Raw genomic sequence first — 16,898 nt, forward strand, 5'->3', positions numbered from 1 at the left:
CGCCGTTGTTTGTAACAATGGCGGAGGTGTCCGACAACTGCTCACTTATCCTTGATAAAATGCGAAACATTCCACCTCAACGGTGGTCGTGGCGCAAGGCGCAAGCAAGCTGCGCTGCCACCCGATTTCAACCCCCCATCCTAGAAGTGAATTTTCCATGCTGAGTTATCGCCACGCTTTCCACGCCGGCAACCACGCCGATGTCCTGAAGCACATGGTGATCATCCAGTTGATGCGCTATCTCGGGCAGAAAGACCCTGCCTACATGGTCATCGACACCCATGCCGGCGCAGGCGTCTATGCGCTGGATGGAGATTACGCCAGCAAGAACGCCGAATATGAAACCGGCATCGCCAAACTGTGGGACCGCAAGGACCTGCCGGCGATGGTGAAGGAATATGTCGATCTGGTCAGGTCGCTCAATCCCAGCGGCAAGATGCGTTATTACCCCGGTTCGCCCTACTGCGCCGAGAAGACCATGCGCGAGCAGGATCGGTTGCGCCTGTTCGAAATGCACCCCAGCGAAGTGAAGGTGCTGGAAGACAACTTCCGCAAGCTCGAAGCCCACGCCGCCGCCCAGGGCCAGCGCCCGGCCGCGCGCGGCAAACGGGTGATGGTGTACCGCGGCGATGGTTTCCAGGGCCTCAAGGCCTTGCTGCCGCCGCCGTCACGTCGCGGCCTGGTGCTCATCGATCCGCCCTATGAAGACAAACGCGACTACAGCCACGTGGCCCAGGTGCTGGCCGATGCGCTCACGCGCTTCCCGACCGGCACCTATGCGGTGTGGTATCCGGTCCTGCAGCGCAACGAGTCGCGCCAGTTGCCCGAGCGCTTGAAGCGCCTGGGCGCCAAGAGCTGGCTCAATGTCACGCTGGCCATCCATGGCCCGGCACCGGATGGATTTGGCCTGCACAACAGCGGCATGTTCATCCTCAACCCGCCATGGACGCTGGAAGCCCAGTTGAAGGAAGTCATGCCCTGGCTGATCGAGGTGCTGGGGGTGGATGACACTGCCGAGTATGTGCTGGAGTCCGGCGAAAACTGACGCAATAAACAGCAGATTTGTGAATATCTGTGAGTTTTTTCGCTTTGAGTAGTCTGGATGTCGCTGAAACCATGCCAAATCGGCATACAATAAGCGGATTGCTTCACGTCAAGATTGATCGCAACGCCAGGGGCCCCTGAAAAACCAACCATGTCAGACCAGTCAGCCGATCCAACCGTTTCGCCCCTTCCTGCGCACCAGGCCCTGGATTTCTTCCTGGCGCGCCAGCCCATCCTGAGCCGCGACCAAGACCTGATCGGCTATGAACTGCTGTTTCGCAGTGCTGCCTTCGGTCCGGCCAATGTGAAGGATGACGTCACGGCCACGGCGGCCGTGATCGCCCATGCATCCGAGCTGGGCTTGTCCAACGTGATCGGCAACCTGCACGGCTTCATCAATGTCGATGCGGCTGTGCTGATGAGCGACTTCATCTATTTCCTGCCGGCCGACAAGGTGGTGCTGGAGATCCTGGAGACCGTGCGCGTGACGCCCGAACTGGTGACGCGGGTGCGTGAACTGGTGGCCGCCGGCTACGTCTTTGCGCTGGACGACGTGGTGGCCGAGTCGCAGGAGATCGAAGAGCTGCTGCCGCTGGTGAAGATCATCAAGATCGACGTGATGGAAGTCGATCCCAGCAAGCTGCTCAAGCTGTCGGTGCATTTCAAGCGGGCGCAGAAGGAACTGCTGGCCGAGAAGGTCGAGAGCCTGCAGGTGTTCAATGACTGCATGACGTTCGGCTTCGATTATTTCCAGGGCTATTACTTCGCCAAGCCGATGATCCTCCAGGGCAAGAAGCTGGAAGCCTCGAAGATGATCATCATGCACCTGCTCACGCTGCTGGTGCGCAATGTCGACAACGCCGAGATCGTGCGCTACATCAAGCGCGATGTGGCCCTGTCGCTCACGCTGCTGCGGCTGGTCAACACGCCCGTCTATGGTTTCCAGAAATTCATCGACTCGCTGGGCCAGGCGCTGATCGTGCTGGGCCGCCGCCAGCTCAAGCGCTGGCTGCAGATCCTGCTGTTTGCCAATACCGACAAGGACCGCGCCCATTCCATGTCGCCGCTGATGATCCTGGCGGCCACGCGCGGCAAGATGCTGGAACTGATCACGGCCAAGATCCGTCCGGGGCGCCGCAAGATGTCGGAGATGGCGTTTACGGTCGGCATCATGTCGCTGGTGGATGCACTTTTCGGCATGAGCATGGAAACCGTGCTGCGCCAGATCACCGTCAGTACCGAGATCCGCGAAGCGCTGCTGCGCCGCACCGGTTTCTATGGCACCGTGCTGCGCCTGGTGGAGTGCACCGAACTGCGCGCGCCGGACCAGGAGGAGATGCAGCGCCTGCTGGACGAACTGCAACTGTCGGCCGATGATTTCTTCGCCGCCGAAAAGCAGGCCTTCGAATGGGGCAACAGCATCGCCAACAACAATATCGGGCAGCAGGCCAGCATGCAGATGTCGCCGCCGCCGGAGGGCTATATCGATGACGATGATGACGATGACTGAATGCGCCGCTGCACCGGGAGCGCACGTGTTGTCATGACGGGAGGGCTGCGTTTGCAGCCCTTTTCATTTTCAAGCGCGACAGGCTGAATCTACTTGCTCCGCATGCGGGCCACCAGCCGGCGCAGCAGCCGCAACAGGCGAGAGGACGGCGCGCCCGGGCGCATTGCCATGCGGGCGGCCAGCTTGCCCTTGAATTCCCCGATGGCGGACTTGACCGCCTTGATCAGGCGCTGCACCTGCTGCCAGCCGGCCGTGGCCTGCAACTGTGCGGTGAGCCTGGCTTTGAGCTCCAGCAGCCGGGTGTGATAGCGCTGGAACCAGTCCAGCGACAGCAGGCTGCGGCGGGTGAGCGCATAGATGCGCGCCACCAGCGCCGTACCCAGCACCTTGGCAGTGAGCACGATGATGAGGCCCAGGCTGGGGTGGCCATGCGCGATGGACATCAGCGCCAGGATCTTCACCGGCAAAAGCAGCAGGGTCGGTGCCAGGAAGATCAGCAGGGCGGCGTAGGGCGAGAGCCGTTCCACCCAGCGTTGCAGCCGGACCAGCCAGGGCCATTCAGGGATGCGCGCCAGGACCGCCTGGGTTGCGTCCCACAGCCATTCTTCCAGCATCAGCAGCAGGGCTGCGGTGTAGATCAGCGGTGCGAGCAGGCGCCGGCGCCAGCGGGGCGGCCGGCGCGGCGGCAGGGTCGGGTCAGTCATCCAGCAATCAGACCGCGCGCGCCTTGATGAGCGAGAGCCAGCGGTCGCCCCATTTCACGTCGCTCATGCAGGAGGCATAGCCGGTGACGGTGCGGGCGGCGCGCTCCAGCAGCTGGATGTCCGCCTCGTGCTGGCGTGCCACGTGCGGGTCTTCCAGGAACAGCACGCGGCGGCACTGGCGTTCCAGGATCAGTTCGGCGATCTGGGCATCCCCGCCCAAGGGGCCGGAGAGGAAGGGCTTGACCCAGTTGCGGCCAGCTTCGCCTTTCATCTTCACCGCCAGCTGGTTGAGCAGGCCGCCGGTGGTGCCGGTGGCACAGCGGAAGGCAAACTGGTCGAGTATCTCGAAATGCTTTTCGGCCAGCTCCAGCATGCGCGTTTTCATGGCGTCGTGGGCGATCAGGGCGATGCCTTCGTCCTTCAGATGGAAACGGTCGTCCAGGAAACTGTCGGGCGCGGCCCCGTTGGCCAGGGCTTCCAGCTCGAACCACTCCTGGGCACCGGCCAGGGTCGAGAGGAAGGGCTTGCCGTGGATCACGCACTGGCGCTTCAGGGCCACCGCTTCCGGGAAGGTGGAAGAAGGGTCGACCGGATCGATCAGGTAGATCACCGCATCGAGCGTGCGGGCGGGATCGGGATCGACCGTGCGCGACACCAGCTTCATGAGGCCACCGTGCCGGCCATAGGGAAAGCGCACCAGGTGCTCATAGCCGGGCAGAAGATTCATTTGGCCGATGGCGTCCAGCGTGCGGCCGACCACGATCAGTTCGGGTTGCAGGCTTTCGATGCGATGGCGCGATCCGGTCAGCAGCTGGACCAGGGCGGAATCCGAGGCGTCTTGGTGGGCGCGGTTGGCGATGAGACCGATGCGATAGCGGGGAGCGATGGAAGACATGGGCGCAAGCAGGCGAGTTGGAGGACCTGGCATGGACGGCATGCGCAGGTGCGAGTGGAGATTATCGCCGAGTGCGCTCCAAAGGGCGAGTCCGGCAAATGCCCCGCGCATTAATCGCCGCAACTGTACCGTTGCAGGCGCTCGCATGCGGCTACAATAAGCGTCAACCTGCATACCAACCCCACTCCAGCATGAACAAGGCTTTTGTAAAAGAATCCGACGGTGCCGACGACGATGATGAAATCGCCTTGCCGGCCATTCCCGCCGGCAGCAAGAACTACATGACCCCGCAGGGGCATCAGCGCATCAAGGATGAGCTGCTGCACCTGATCGATGAAGAGCGTCCGGAAGTGGTGCGCGTGGTGTCCTGGGCCGCCTCCAACGGCGACCGTTCCGAAAACGGCGACTACCTCTACGGCAAGAAGCGCCTGCGCGAGATCGATCGCCGCATCCGCTTCCTCACCAAGCGGCTGGACAATGCCGAGGTGGTCGATCCTTCGGTGCATCACGGCAGCGACCAGATCTTCTTCGGCGCCACCGTCACTTACGAAAATCAGCGCGGCGAAGCGCATACCGTCACCATCGTGGGCATCGATGAACTCGATCCCTTGAAGGGGCTGATCAGCTGGATCTCGCCGGTGGCGCGGGCGCTCACAAAAGCCCGCGAGGGCGATGAAGTGGTACTGCAGACACCGTCGGGGGTAGAGCAGCTGACCATCCTGGAAGTGACGTATCCGGCGCCGCAGTAGCGCTTGTCCTTTTCCCTTGTTGACGGCGGCCCGGCGTGCAAATTGCATGCGGGCAGGCTGTCGCCGCGTGCGCCACTTGCGGCGCCCGGCACACCGAATTTCAATCTTCCACGAGAACGTTTCATGTCCATCGTTTTTGCCAGCCTGAATCATCCGCAGCGCGTCGTCCTGGCTGCCGAGGTGCATTCGCGCCCCTTCTTGCAGCTCACCCGCTCGGAAACCCTGACGCACCTGGCCGTCTACGTGCGCGAAGACGGCAACAGCGGCCGTCACGCCAGCGCCCAGCATGCCCTGCTGGACGAATTGTGCGCGCACTTCGGCGTAGTCGCCCCAGGCGGCGAGGCCAAGCACTTCTATCATGACTTCGGCCGCTTCCGCCTGAAGTGGGAATGTCATACCGAGTTCGCCACCTACACCTTCGCCCAGGCGCATGAGGAAGAACTTGGTACGGACCAGGCCTTTGCCCGTGCGCCGCTGGCGCACATCCCGCAGCAATGGCTGCTGGGACTGAAGGGCAAGCTCATGGTGGCCGCGCATGTGGTGGTCGAGCCGGGGGCCGACGATACGGCTGCGACGGCGCGCCAGATGCAGCGCATCTTCGAAGGCAAGCTGATGAGTTCCAGCAAGGTCTTGCAAGGGGGCGAGATCTGGACCGATTTCCAGATCCAGTCCGATGGTTTCTCGCGCTTCGTGGTGCGCGATATCGGACTGCGCGAATTGCAGGGCGGACGCCTGGCGCAGCGCATTCTTGAAATCGAGACCTATCGCATGATGGCGCTGCTGGGTTTGCCGCACGCGCAGCAGTCCGGCCCATTGCTCAACGAGATCGAAGGCGACCTCGCTGCGCTGACCGCCGCCATGGTGCAGTCCGAGCAATCCACCAGCGGCACCCCGGAGGAGATGGCCGAGGATGAACGCATCCTGCGCAAGATCACCGGGCTGGCGGCGCGCATCGAGAAGCTGTCGTTGGAGAACAGCTATCGCTTCTCGGCCTCGCAAGCCTATTTCCGCCTGGTGCAGGCGCGTATCGAGGAATTGCGCGAGCAGCGCATCGAGGGAGTACCGACCATCGGCGAGTTCATGGAACGCCGCCTGGCGCCCGCCATGAATACCTGCCAGGCCATCGCCCGCCGCCAGGAAGCGCTGGCCGAGCGCATCGCCCATACCAACGACCTGTTGCGTACCCGCATCGGCATCGTGCAGGAGCGCCAGAACCGCCAGATCCTGGAATCCATGAATACCCGAGCCGCCCAGCAGCTGAAGCTGCAGCAGGCGGTGGAGGGCTTGTCGGTGGCGGCGATCTCGTACTACGTCATCGGTTTGCTGGGTTATGCCGGCAAGGCGGCCAAGGCGGCCGGCCTGCCGATCAATCCGGACCTGGCCACCGGGCTGGTCGTGCCGGTGGTGGCGGCCTGCGTCTGGCTGGGCTTGCGCCGCATGCACAAGGACCTGGGAAACCATTGACGATGTTGCAAAGCGAACGGGGCGCACCGCCTTGGCGATGCGCCCCGTTGCAGGGAGATGTTCAGGCGAGGATCAGACCGCAGCGTTGATCTTGGCTTGCGCATCGGCCACGGCGGCCTTGGCGGCTTCTTCGCCCATGGACACGCCTTCTGCGACCACCAGTTCCACATCGGTGATGCCGATGAAGCCCAGCGCGCTCTTGAGGTACTTGCCCTGGAAGTCCAGCGCTTCCATCGGGCCTTCGGAATACTTGCCGCCGCGCGAGAGGATGATGATGGCCTTCTTGCCGGTGACCAGGCCAACCGGGCCGGTCTCGGTGTACTTGAAGGTACGGCCGGCGCGGAAGACGTGATCGATCCAGGCCTTCAGGGTCGACGGCGGGGCGAAGTTGTACATCGGCACGCCGATGACGATGGTGTCGGCGGCCAGCAGTTCGTCCACCAAGGCGTCGGATTGCTTGATGACTTCGGCTTGCTCGGCGCTGCGGGCATCGGCCGGGGTGAAATAGGCACCCAGCAGCGATTCGCTCAGGTGCGGCAGGGCATTGGCCGCCAGGTCACGGTGGATGATCTTGCCGCCGGGGTTCTTGGCTTGCCATTGCTGGGCGAAGGAAGCGGTCAGCTCACGGGAGATGGAACCGCCGCTGCGGGCGCTGGAATCGATGTGCAGGAGAGTGCTCATGGTGTGTCCTTTCGTTGTTCGGTGGGCAAGGCCTTCGGTGAACGCCTTTGCATTGGGGTCAACGATACCCAGTTTTCATTTCTTCCAATAGATGCGAGAATCGCATTTCACTGATCCATTTTTGGTGGGAATCGATTATCGCCATGCTAGACCTCAACGACATCTGGCTCTTCGTCCACGTAGTGCGGGCCGGCAGTTTCGCCGCCGCCGGGCGCAAGCTGTCCATGCCGCCCAACACCATCAGCCGCCGCCTGCAGGCGCTGGAGGCGGCCATGGGGGTGCGGCTGCTGCAACGCTCCACGCGCCAGCTCAACATGACGGCGGCAGGGCGGGAGTTCTTCGAGCGCTGCGCGCCGGGCCTGGAAGACATCGAACACGCCAGTGCCAGCCTCACCGAAAGCCAGGGCGAGCCCTCCGGCAGCCTGCGCGTGGCCGCGCCGGTGGACTTCTTCGACAATTTCTCCATCGAGTGGATGCATGAGTTCATGCATCTCTATCCCAAGGTGCAGCTGGAGTTCGTGCTCAACGACGGACGCGCCGACCTGATCGCCGAGGGCATCGACCTGGCTTTCCGTGGCGGGGTGCTGCCCGACTCCAGCCTGGTGGCGAGGAAGCTGGTGCAGAGCCATATGGCCCTCATCGCCAGTCCGCGCTACCTGGAGCGGGAAGGCACGCCCCAGGCCCTGGCCGACCTGGTGGGCCATGCCTGCCTGGCCACTTCGCAGGCGCCCCAGCATACGGTGTGGAAGCTGGAAGGGCCGCATGGTCCGGAAAACGTGCGGGTGGTACCGCGCCTGTGCATCAACACCGCACAAGGGCAGCTGCGTGCGGCGCGGGCAGGATTGGGCATTGCGCTGCTGCCGACCATGCTGGCCTCCGAAGACCTGCGCAATGGCAGCCTGGTCAATATCCTGCCGGACTACCAGCGCGACACCATGGGCTTCTATGCCGTCTACGTGCACCGGCGCCAATTGCCCAGCGCGGTCAGTGCGCTCATCGAATTCTTCGCCGACAAACTGGAGCGCGGCATTGCCGACAAAGGCGCGCAGGCTTGCCAGGAGCAACTGGAACGCGAGAGTGCTGCGCTTTCCCTTCCGCCGAAAGCGGCCTGAGCGCAGCTCAGAATTCCACGGCCTGCTCGCCCAGGGCGTAGCGGCGGCAATGTTCCAGATAGGCGCGCTCATGGTTGGCCACCAGGTCGACCACGCTGCGCCATAACCAGGACGGCACTTCCAGCGTCTTCGAGCGTTGCCGCGCCAGTTCGGTGTGCCACGCGCGGCAGGTCGCTTCGTCCATCTGGCGGGCATGCGCCTGGCCTACTACGCGGGCCAGGTAGCGGGCCGCCCGCAGGGCTTCTTCCTGGCTGACGTGATCGATTTCCAGTTTCAGGTCCTGCGGCAGCAGTTCGCGGACGAAGACGGGACGCTCCAACAAGCGTGTGGCCAGCATGCGTGAACCCAGGTGCGGCGCCAGGTGGCGGGCCCCCGTGACAACCCGCTCGGCATTGTCGCGCGGCATGCCGGCATCGCGGTAGCGGGGTGCAGCGGCGGTGACGGCTTCCTTGATATCGAAGAGACACAAGTCGCTGCTTTCGCTGGCCTGTTTGTTCACATCCAGCAGCACGGCAAAGCGCAGCAGGCCCAGGGAGCTGCATCCCTTCATCCAATAAGCGGTATCGAGCATCTTGATCGCGGCGTCGTCTTCGCGATGCCGCAAGGAGGCGGTCAGCAGTGCCCGCGCCGGAGCTGACTCCACCAGCGCGGTGATCTCTTTTCTTTCCTGCCGCGAGGCCGACCAGAAGCGCTTGCCCAGCGGGATATGCACGGTCTTGCCTTGCATGCGTTCATGCGCCAGTTCCTTCCAGGTGCGGCGATGGGCGGTCTTCAGGGCCACGCGTACGGACTGCGGTTTCTTGCCCAGGCGCAGGTCGTCGCCGGGCCGGAAGGCAGATTCATATCCCTCCACCAGCACTTCCATCATCTTGGCCGTGATCACGCCTGGCAGGTCCGAACTGCGCGCGGCCATGGCCAGCGACAGCGCCAGGCGGATCAGGTCGTGTGAGGGGTTGCCGATGACGGTCTGGTCAAAGTCACGAATCTGGATGTCGATCTTGCCCTCGGCATTGGCCACCGGACCCAGGTTGCCGATGTGGCAGTCACCGCATATCCAAATGGCCGGGCCTTCGGGCAGGCTGCTGGCCCGGGTCTCGTTGAGCCAGTTGTAGAAGCGCAGGGTGCTGCCGCGCACGTAAGCGTGGGCGGAGCGGGCCATTTTGAGGTTCTGGGCGGTTTTCAGGATGTCCTGGCGTGCGGAGGGACGAGGCGTCCTCGTGAGCAGTTTTTTTGGCATGGCGATTTATATTATTTATATGAATTTCTTCTGCGGGCGGATGAGGCCCAAGGTCGAGTTTCCTCGCCTCTTCGCCGATTGCCTATCAGAGAAGCGAGACTTGCCTTGTCAGACTCCCGGCCATGGCCTGCTCGCAAGAGGGCTCCCGGAAAAGACAAACGCCCGCATCAGCGGGCGTTTGCAGAGGGAGCAGGGCAGGATCAGCCGCGTTCGCGCAGGATACGTGCGACGCTGTCGATCTTGCGGATGCCGCGCATCAGGCGCGCCAGGTGCACGCGATCCTCGACCTGGATGGTGAAGCGCAGATACTTCATGGACGCATTGCCGCCTTCGTCATCCATGGCCACCGAGACGATGTTGGCATCGGACTCGCCGATCTCGGCCGCGATGCGCGCCAGCGTGCCGCGCTCGTTGTGGATCAGGATGGTGATGCGGCAATCGAAGCGGCGATTGAGGTCGTGGCCCCAGACCAGGTCGATCCAGCGGTCCGGTTCCTTCTCGTGCAGGCGCTTGGCGGTTTCGCATTCCTGGGTATGCACGATCAGGGTCTGGTCCGGCTTGAGATAGCCGGTCAGGCGGTCGCCCGGGATCGGCATGCAGCAGGACGACAATTGCGCCGACGCCCCTTCGCTGCCGGTGATGACCACCGGGTCCGGCTTGTTGGGCAGCATGTGGCCTTCCGGATCCAGCTGCGGCACGCTTGCGCCGGTATCCATCATGGTCATGATGTGGCGTGCCACCAGCGGCGCCATGCGGGTACCGATGCCGATCTCGGCATACAGGTCGTCCATGGTCTTGGCGCTGGATTCGTTGAGCAGGCGCTCGACGATATGGGAAGGAAGTTCAGGCTCGATACCCAGCGTATGAAGAGCGTTGCCCAACAAGCGGCGTCCGACGGCTTGCGACTCGACCTTGTTGGCCGTGCGCAGGCGGTGCCGGATGGCCGAACGGGCCTTGCCGGTGCGCACATAGCCCAGCCAGTTGGGGCTGGGGCGCGAGGTCGGCGAGGTGATGATCTCGACGATGTCACCGTTGTGCAGCTCCGAGCGCAGCGCAGCCGGTTCGTGGTTGATGATGGCCGAGGTGGTCTGGTCGCCGATGTCGGTGTGGATGCTGTAGGCGAAATCGAGCGCCGTGGCGCCACGGGGCAGGGCGATGATCTTCGATTTGGGCGTGAAGACGTAGACCGAATCGGGGAACAGGTCGACCTTGACGTGCTCCAGGAACTCGGCCGAATCGCCGGTCTGCTTCTGGATGTCCAAGAGCGACTGCAGCCAGGCATGGGTGCGTTGCTGCAGGTCGGTGAGGCTGCCTTCGTCGTCCTTGTAAAGCCAGTGGGCGGCCACGCCGGACTCGGCCACGCGGTGCATGTCGGTGGTGCGGATCTGGAACTCGACCGGCGTGCCGTAGGGGCCGATCAGGGTGGTGTGCAGCGACTGGTAGCCATTCAGCTTGGGAATGGCGATGTAATCCTTGAACTTGCCCGGCATCGGCTTGAACAGCGAGTGCAGGGTGCCCAGCGCCACGTAGCAATTGGCGAAGCTGTCCACGACCACGCGGAAGCCGTACACATCGAGCACCTGCGAGAAGCTCAGGTGCTTGTTGCGCATCTTGCGGTAGATGCCGTAGAGGGTCTTTTCGCGGCCATCGACCTGGGCCGGGATACCGGCGGCGATCAGGGTGCTGGTGACCGATTCCATGATCTTGGTCACCACTTCGCGGCGGTTGCCGCGCGCGGCCTTGACGGCCTTGAGCAGGGTACGGTGGCGCAGCGGATGCAGGTGCGCGAAGGACAGCTCCTGCAGCTCGCGGTAGATGTTGTTGAGGCCCAGGCGGTGCGCGATGGGCACGTAGACTTCCATGGTCTCGCGCGAGATGCGGCGTTTCTTCTCGGGCGGCATGGAGCCCAGCGTGCGCATGTTGTGCAGGCGGTCGGCCAGCTTGACCAGGATCACCCGCACATCGCGGGCCATGGCCAGGAGCATCTTGCGGAAGTTTTCCGCCTGCGCCTCGACCTGGCTCTGGAATTCGATCTTGTCCAGTTTGGACAGGCCATCCACCAGCGAGGCCACGGAGGCGCCGAAGCGCTCGATCAGCTCTTCCTTCTTGACGCCCTGGTCTTCCATGACGTCATGCAGGAAGGCCGCCATCATGGCCTGGGCGTCGAGCTTCCATTCGGCGCAGATCTCGGCCACTGCCAGCGGATGCGAGATGTAGGGCTCGCCGGACTTGCGCATCTGGCCCAGGTGCATCTCGTCGGCGAAGCGATAGGCTTCCTTGACCTTCTTCAGTTCGGAAGGGGTCAGGTACTCTTCGAGCTTGGGGATCAGATGCGCGAAAGTCGCCACGCCGCTGTGGGCGGCAGGGGCGACTTCGAGGGGAGTTGCGGTGCGGCCGGAACCGGCGGCACGTTTGGAGCTAGCAGCAGCTGATAAGGTGGAGTCGGTAGTGGTGAGGCTCATACTTGTCCGTTATCAGCTTCATGGACGGACCAGGATCAGGCCGGAACCTTCTTGAGCATCTCGATACCGACTTTGCCAGCGGCGATTTCGCGCAGGGCGGTCACGGTCGGCTTGTCCTTGGCTTCCACCTTCGGGGTGTGGCCTTGCAGCAGCTGGCGGGCACGGTAGGTGGCCGACAGGGTCAACTGGAAGCGGTTGGGGATCTGCTTGAGGCAATCTTCGATGGTAATGCGGGCCATGTGATACTCCTGAATGACGGTCTTGCTTGTGGATTGATGGGTCCGGCGCCGGGTTGCTGGTCTGGCTTGTGCAGTTTAGCTCGCGTGGATGCCCAGCTGGGTGAAGAGGTAGGCATTGCGGGCGGCTTGCTGCGGGAAGCGGCAGCGGGCGGCCTGGACGATTGCCGTCAGTTCGGACAAAGCGACGGCAAACTCTTGATTAATAATAACATATTCGAACTCCGGCGAGTGAGCGATTTCGCCGCCAGCGGCCAGGATGCGGCGGGTGATGACGTGCGGCTCGTCCTGTCCGCGCTTCTTCAGGCGCTCTTCCAGTGCGGCGATCGAGGGCGGCAGGATGAAGATCCCGATCGCATTGGTAAATTGTTTCTTTACCTGCTGGGCGCCTTGCCAGTCGATCTCCAGCAGCACGTCGGTGCCGTTGGCGATCTGGTCGGCAATCATCAGGCGCGACGTACCGTAGTAGTTGCCATGCACTTCGGCCCATTCCAGGAATTCGCCTTCCGCCTGGCGCTTCAGGAAATCTTCCACGTCAGTGAAATAATATTCACGGCCATGTTCTTCGCCCGGACGCGGTGCGCGGGTGGTGTAGGAGATGGAGAGCTTGATGGCCGGCTCCTGCTTGAGCAGGGCGTTGACCAGGGTCGATTTGCCGGCGCCGGACGGGGCGACCACCATGAAGAGGCTACCGGAAGTGGGTTTTTGGACGGGCATGGGGTCCTCGCTGAAAAATGTCTTATTACTATTTAACTATTTAACCGATCAATATCGGTCGGAATGGGGCCGTGCGGCCGGCGTCATTCCAGATTCTGCACCTGCTCGCGCATCTGGTCGATCAGCAGCTTCAGCTCCATGGAGGCATCGGCCAGTTCCTTGACGGCGGCCTTGGAGCCCACGGTGTTGGCTTCGCGGTTCAGTTCCTGCATCATGAAATCGAGGCGCTTGCCGACCTGGCCGCCCTTTTTGAGGATGTGGCGGGTTTCGCCCAGGTGGGCCGACAGGCGCGCCAGCTCTTCGGCGATGTCGATGCGGATGCCATAGAGGGTCACTTCCTGGCGGATGCGCTCCAGCGATTCCTCGCGGGTGGCTACCGGTGCTGCGCCATTCTGCGTCTGCAGGGCCAGGCCCAGGGCTTCGGTCATGCGTTCGGTCGCCTTCTGCTGGAATTGCTCGACCAGTTGCGGCACCAGCGGGGTGATGCGGGCCACGATAGCTTCCATCGCATCCACCCGGGCCAGGATCACGGCCTGCAGGGCCGCGCCTTCACGGGCGCGCGATTCGACGAAGGCGTCCAGGGTCTGCTGCAGGGTGGCCAGGATGTCGGCCTGCAGGGTGTCCTGGCTGATCTCGGCCTCTTCCATCACGCCGGGCCAGCGCAGCAGTTCATTGATCGACAGCGGTGCGGCGTCGGGGAATTGCGCGCGCAGCTGGTCTTGCAGGCTGGCCAGCTGGGCTACCAGGGTGTGGTTCAGGGCCTGGCTGTTGCCGCTGGCGACCTTGCGGCCGAAGGACAGGCGGCATTCCACCTTGCCGCGCACCAGGCGGCCCATGATGGCTTCGCGCAGCATCGGTTCGACTGCACGCAGGTCATCGTTGATGCGGAACTGCAGGTCGAGGAAGCGCGAATTGACGCTCTTCATTTCCAGGGTGACCGTGCCGGCAGTGGTTTCACGGGTGGTGACGGCGTAGCCGGTCATGCTGTAGATGGTCAAGGTCGGGACTCCATAAAGCGGGCGGGCGGCGCAGCAGGGCGCGCCGGCGAAAAAGGGTTGCGGGCGGGGTGGGCAGGTTGGCCAGGCGAGACAAATGGCCGATGCCGCGACGGCGGGCATCGTGTTCCTTTACAATGCCGGACTTGAACGTTCCGGCACCGCCTTGTGCGGCCTGCCCGGGTGCCACCCGGTCGGAGCCCGCATTTTAATGAAGTTTCGCGGCGCCGCGCTATCAAAAACATCAAACGGGCGGTTTTGGGTGCCGATTGGCCACCCGCCATCCGTCCAGCTTCGCCCAGACCAAGACAAGGATCACCATGACAGCTTCCCATCGCCCCAGCGGCCGCAGCGTTTCGCAATTGCGCGACGTGCGCCTGACCCGCCAGTACACCAAGCACGCCGAAGGCTCGGTGCTGGTTGAGTTCGGTGACACCCGCGTGCTCTGCACCGCCTCCATCGAGGAAAAGGTGCCCGGCTTCCTCAAGGGTAAAGGCCAGGGCTGGCTGACCGCCGAATACGGCATGCTGCCGCGCTCCACGCACACGCGCATGGACCGCGAAGCGGCCAAGGGCAAGCAATCCGGCCGTACCCAGGAAATCCAGCGCCTGATCGGCCGTGCGCTGCGCGCCGCCTTCGACCTGGAAGCCTTCGGCGAGCGCACCCTGCAGCTGGACTGCGATGTCCTGCAGGCCGATGGCGGCACCCGCACCGCCGCCATTACCGGCGCCATGGTGGCCGCCTACGACGCCTTCAACGTACTGAAGTCGCGTGGCCTGATCGAAACCATTCCGGTCAAGCAGTTCGTGGCCGCAATCTCGGTGGGCGTTTACCAGGGTGTGCCGGTGCTGGACCTGGATTACTTCGAAGACTCGGATTGCGATACCGACATGAACGTGGTCATGACCGATGGCGGCCATTTCGTCGAAGTGCAGGGCACCGCCGAAGGCGCCGCCTTCGACCGCGCCACGCTCAACAGCCTGCTGGACCTGGCCCAGCAAGGCATCGCCACGCTCAACGGCCTGCAGAAGCAGGCCCTGGGCCTGTAATTCCCGGCCACGTCGCGGCGCAAATCGCCGTACAATGCCGCCAAGAAGCGATGTGAACAAAAACGCCATGTGCTCCACCGACATGGCGTTTTTCATTGGGGCGCAGGGGCTGTCATGCCCATCCCGCGCGCCTCGTCAAGATCAGGACCAGACATGCAACCCAAGCAAAAGATCGTGATGGCGTCCAACAACGCCGGCAAACTGAAGGAATTCGCCAGTCTCCTGGGCGACATCGGACTGGACGTGCGCCCGCAAGGCGAATTCGACGTACCCGAAGCCGAGGAACCTTTCGGCACCTTCGTCGAGAATGCCCTGACCAAGGCCCGCCACGCCGCCCGCCTGACCGGCCTGCCGGCGCTGGCCGATGATTCCGGGGTCTGCGTCAATGCCCTGGGCGGCGCGCCCGGCGTGTTTTCCGCGCGCTACGCCGGCGAACCCAAGTCGGATGCCAACAACAACGCCAAGCTCATCGCTGATCTGGCTGCCCATGCCGACAAGTCCGCCTATTACTACTGCGTGCTGGTCTACGTGCGCCATGCGGACGACCCGCAGCCGGTGATCGCCGATGGTGTCTGGAAGGGCGAGATCATCGACCAGCCGCGCGGGCAGGGCGGCTTCGGCTACGACCCGTATTTCCTGCTGCCCTCCCTGGGCAAGACCGCCGCCGAACTGACGGCGGCCGAGAAGAACGCCGTCTCGCACCGTGGCCAGGCCTTGCGTGCCCTGGTCGAGAAGCTGGCATGATCCCCATCAAGCCGATCCCGGCCGACCTCCCGGCCGGCCAGGCGGCCAGCGGTCCGGCCCAGGCCGCGCTGGCCTTCCTGAAGCCCGGCAGCCTGCAACTGACGGCCTTGCCGCCGCTGTCGCTGTACGTGCATTTCCCGTGGTGCGTGCGCAAGTGCCCGTATTGCGACTTCAACTCCCACGAGGTCAAGGGCAGTTTCCCGGAAGAGGCCTACCTGGATGCGCTGCGCAGCGACCTGGAGCAGTCGCTGCCGCTGGTCTGGGGCCGCAAGATCCATACGATCTTCATCGGCGGTGGCACCCCCAGCTTGCTCTCGGCGGCCGGGCTGGACCGCCTGCTGTCGGACCTGCGCACCCTGCTGCCCTTCGATGGCGACATCGAGATCACCATGGAAGCCAATCCCGGCACTTTTGAAGCCGACAAGTTCCGGTCCTATCGGGAGAGCGGCATCAGCCGCCTGTCCATCGGCATCCAGAGCTTCAACGGCCAGCACCTGCATGCCCTGGGCCGCATCCATGATGGCGACCAGGCGCGCAAGGCGGTGGAGATCGCCCAGGCCAACTTCGACAATTTCAACCTTGACCTGATGTATGCGCTGCCGCAGCAGACCCTGGCAGAGGCGCGGTCCGACATCGAAACGGCCATCGCCTTCGCGCCGCCGCACCTGTCGCTATATCACCTGACGCTGGAGCCCAATACGCTCTTCGCCAAGTACCCGCCGCCGGTGCCCGATGACGATGCCAGCGCTGACATGCAGGACATGATCGCCGAACTGACCACCGCCGCCGGTTACGTCAACTACGAGGTCTCGGCCTACGCCCAGCCCAAGCGGCGCGCCCGCCACAACCTCAATTACTGGCAATTCGGCGACTACCTTGGCATCGGTGCCGGGGCGCATTCCAAGCTTTCGTTCCCGCACCGCATCGTGCGCCAGATGCGTTACAAGCACCCGCAGTCCTATCTGGAGCACGCCAAGGCCGGGACCCCGGTGCAGGAAGAAGCCGAAATCGGCCGCGATGCCCTGGGCTTTGAATTCATGCTCAATGCCCTGCGCCTGACGGAGGGATTCTCACCGAATCTCTTTGCTGAACGCACCGGCATGAGCCTGAACCAGATCGAAAAATCGCTGAATCTGGCAGAGCAAAAAGGCATGTTGTATCGCGATCACGCTTTGATCCGGCCGACTGATCTTGGCCGCCGTTTCCTCAATGATTTGCAGGAAATTTTCTTGTCAGAGTAAAGCCGTGTTGCAAGCCGCCTTTTATCGGGTATATTTAGAAAAAATTTAATTTTAATTA

At 63.2% G+C, this 16,898-nt stretch carries 16 protein-coding genes; 8 read left to right on the plus strand and 8 right to left on the minus strand.

Annotation, left to right across the window (positions count from 1 at the left end; genetic code table 11):
• The first annotated feature begins 157 nt into the window (after positions 1-157).
• On the plus strand, positions 158-1,045 hold the full coding sequence (locus CEJ45_RS03380; RefSeq protein WP_088753808.1) for a 23S rRNA (adenine(2030)-N(6))-methyltransferase RlmJ: 888 nt from the start codon (positions 158-160) through the stop codon (positions 1,043-1,045).
• Between the two features lie 150 nt (positions 1,046-1,195).
• Positions 1,196-2,554: an EAL and HDOD domain-containing protein gene (locus tag CEJ45_RS03385; protein WP_088753809.1), complete on the plus strand. Its 1,359-nt coding sequence runs from the start codon at positions 1,196-1,198 to the stop codon at positions 2,552-2,554.
• Between the two features lie 89 nt (positions 2,555-2,643).
• Here the strand turns inward: CEJ45_RS03385 and CEJ45_RS03390 are convergent, their stop codons facing one another.
• Positions 2,644-3,258, minus strand: a complete 615-nt coding sequence (locus CEJ45_RS03390) for a hypothetical protein (RefSeq protein WP_088753810.1) — start codon at positions 3,256-3,258, stop codon at positions 2,644-2,646.
• 7 nt (positions 3,259-3,265) lie between these two features.
• Positions 3,266-4,153: a methylglyoxal synthase gene (locus CEJ45_RS03395; protein WP_088753811.1), complete on the minus strand. Its 888-nt coding sequence runs from the start codon at positions 4,151-4,153 to the stop codon at positions 3,266-3,268.
• A 191-nt stretch (positions 4,154-4,344) separates the two neighbouring features.
• Here CEJ45_RS03395 and greB point away from each other — a divergent pair, with 191 nt between their 5' ends.
• Both greB and CEJ45_RS03405 read left to right on the plus strand, forming a co-directional pair.
• Positions 4,345-4,902: a transcription elongation factor GreB gene (gene greB / locus CEJ45_RS03400; protein ID WP_088753812.1), complete on the plus strand. Its 558-nt coding sequence runs from the start codon at positions 4,345-4,347 to the stop codon at positions 4,900-4,902.
• 123 nt (positions 4,903-5,025) lie between these two features.
• Positions 5,026-6,366: a DUF3422 family protein gene (locus CEJ45_RS03405; RefSeq protein ID WP_088753813.1), complete on the plus strand. Its 1,341-nt coding sequence runs from the start codon at positions 5,026-5,028 to the stop codon at positions 6,364-6,366.
• 72 nt (positions 6,367-6,438) lie between these two features.
• Here CEJ45_RS03405 and CEJ45_RS03410 read toward each other — a convergent pair whose 3' ends face one another.
• Positions 6,439-7,047 carry an FMN-dependent NADH-azoreductase gene (locus CEJ45_RS03410; protein WP_088753814.1) on the minus strand — a complete coding sequence of 203 codons (609 nt, stop codon included), beginning with the start codon at positions 7,045-7,047 and terminating at the stop codon, positions 6,439-6,441.
• A 143-nt stretch (positions 7,048-7,190) separates the two neighbouring features.
• Here CEJ45_RS03410 and CEJ45_RS03415 point away from each other — a divergent pair, with 143 nt between their 5' ends.
• Complete coding sequence (locus CEJ45_RS03415) at positions 7,191-8,159, plus strand: LysR family transcriptional regulator (RefSeq protein ID WP_088753815.1); 969 nt, start codon at positions 7,191-7,193, stop codon at positions 8,157-8,159.
• A gap of 7 nt (positions 8,160-8,166) precedes the next feature.
• Here the strand turns inward: CEJ45_RS03415 and CEJ45_RS03420 are convergent, their stop codons facing one another.
• From CEJ45_RS03420 to CEJ45_RS03440, 5 genes are all read right to left on the minus strand, one after another.
• Positions 8,167-9,396: a DUF2252 family protein gene (locus CEJ45_RS03420; RefSeq protein ID WP_088753816.1), complete on the minus strand. Its 1,230-nt coding sequence runs from the start codon at positions 9,394-9,396 to the stop codon at positions 8,167-8,169.
• Positions 9,397-9,596: 200 nt separating this feature from the next.
• The gene (locus CEJ45_RS03425) at positions 9,597-11,858 is read right to left on the minus strand and encodes a RelA/SpoT family protein (RefSeq protein WP_088753817.1); all 2,262 of its coding nucleotides are present in this window, start codon (positions 11,856-11,858) and stop codon (positions 9,597-9,599) included.
• 35 nt (positions 11,859-11,893) lie between these two features.
• A complete protein-coding gene (gene rpoZ / locus CEJ45_RS03430) occupies positions 11,894-12,097 on the minus strand; it encodes a DNA-directed RNA polymerase subunit omega (protein ID WP_008328299.1) in 204 nt (67 codons plus the stop codon).
• 75 nt (positions 12,098-12,172) lie between these two features.
• Positions 12,173-12,811 carry a guanylate kinase gene (gene gmk / locus CEJ45_RS03435; protein WP_039788345.1) on the minus strand — a complete coding sequence of 213 codons (639 nt, stop codon included), beginning with the start codon at positions 12,809-12,811 and terminating at the stop codon, positions 12,173-12,175.
• Positions 12,812-12,894: 83 nt separating this feature from the next.
• Positions 12,895-13,809: a YicC/YloC family endoribonuclease gene (locus CEJ45_RS03440; RefSeq protein ID WP_088753818.1), complete on the minus strand. Its 915-nt coding sequence runs from the start codon at positions 13,807-13,809 to the stop codon at positions 12,895-12,897.
• Between the two features lie 317 nt (positions 13,810-14,126).
• Between CEJ45_RS03440 and rph the strand changes: the two genes are divergently transcribed.
• The 3 genes from rph to hemW all read left to right on the plus strand — a co-directional run bounded on the left by rph (position 14,127) and on the right by hemW (position 16,840).
• On the plus strand, positions 14,127-14,855 hold the full coding sequence (gene rph / locus CEJ45_RS03445; RefSeq protein ID WP_088754028.1) for a ribonuclease PH: 729 nt from the start codon (positions 14,127-14,129) through the stop codon (positions 14,853-14,855).
• 153 nt (positions 14,856-15,008) lie between these two features.
• The gene (gene rdgB, locus CEJ45_RS03450; protein WP_088753819.1) at positions 15,009-15,599 is read left to right on the plus strand and encodes an RdgB/HAM1 family non-canonical purine NTP pyrophosphatase; all 591 of its coding nucleotides are present in this window, start codon (positions 15,009-15,011) and stop codon (positions 15,597-15,599) included.
• A complete protein-coding gene (hemW, locus tag CEJ45_RS03455; protein ID WP_088753820.1) occupies positions 15,596-16,840 on the plus strand; it encodes a radical SAM family heme chaperone HemW in 1,245 nt (414 codons plus the stop codon). The genes rdgB and hemW overlap by 4 nt, the downstream gene beginning before the upstream one ends.
• Positions 16,841-16,898 lie beyond the last annotated feature (58 nt).

This window comes from Herbaspirillum aquaticum (assembly GCF_002213425.1).
GTDB lineage: Bacteria > Pseudomonadota > Gammaproteobacteria > Burkholderiales > Burkholderiaceae_D > Herbaspirillum > Herbaspirillum aquaticum.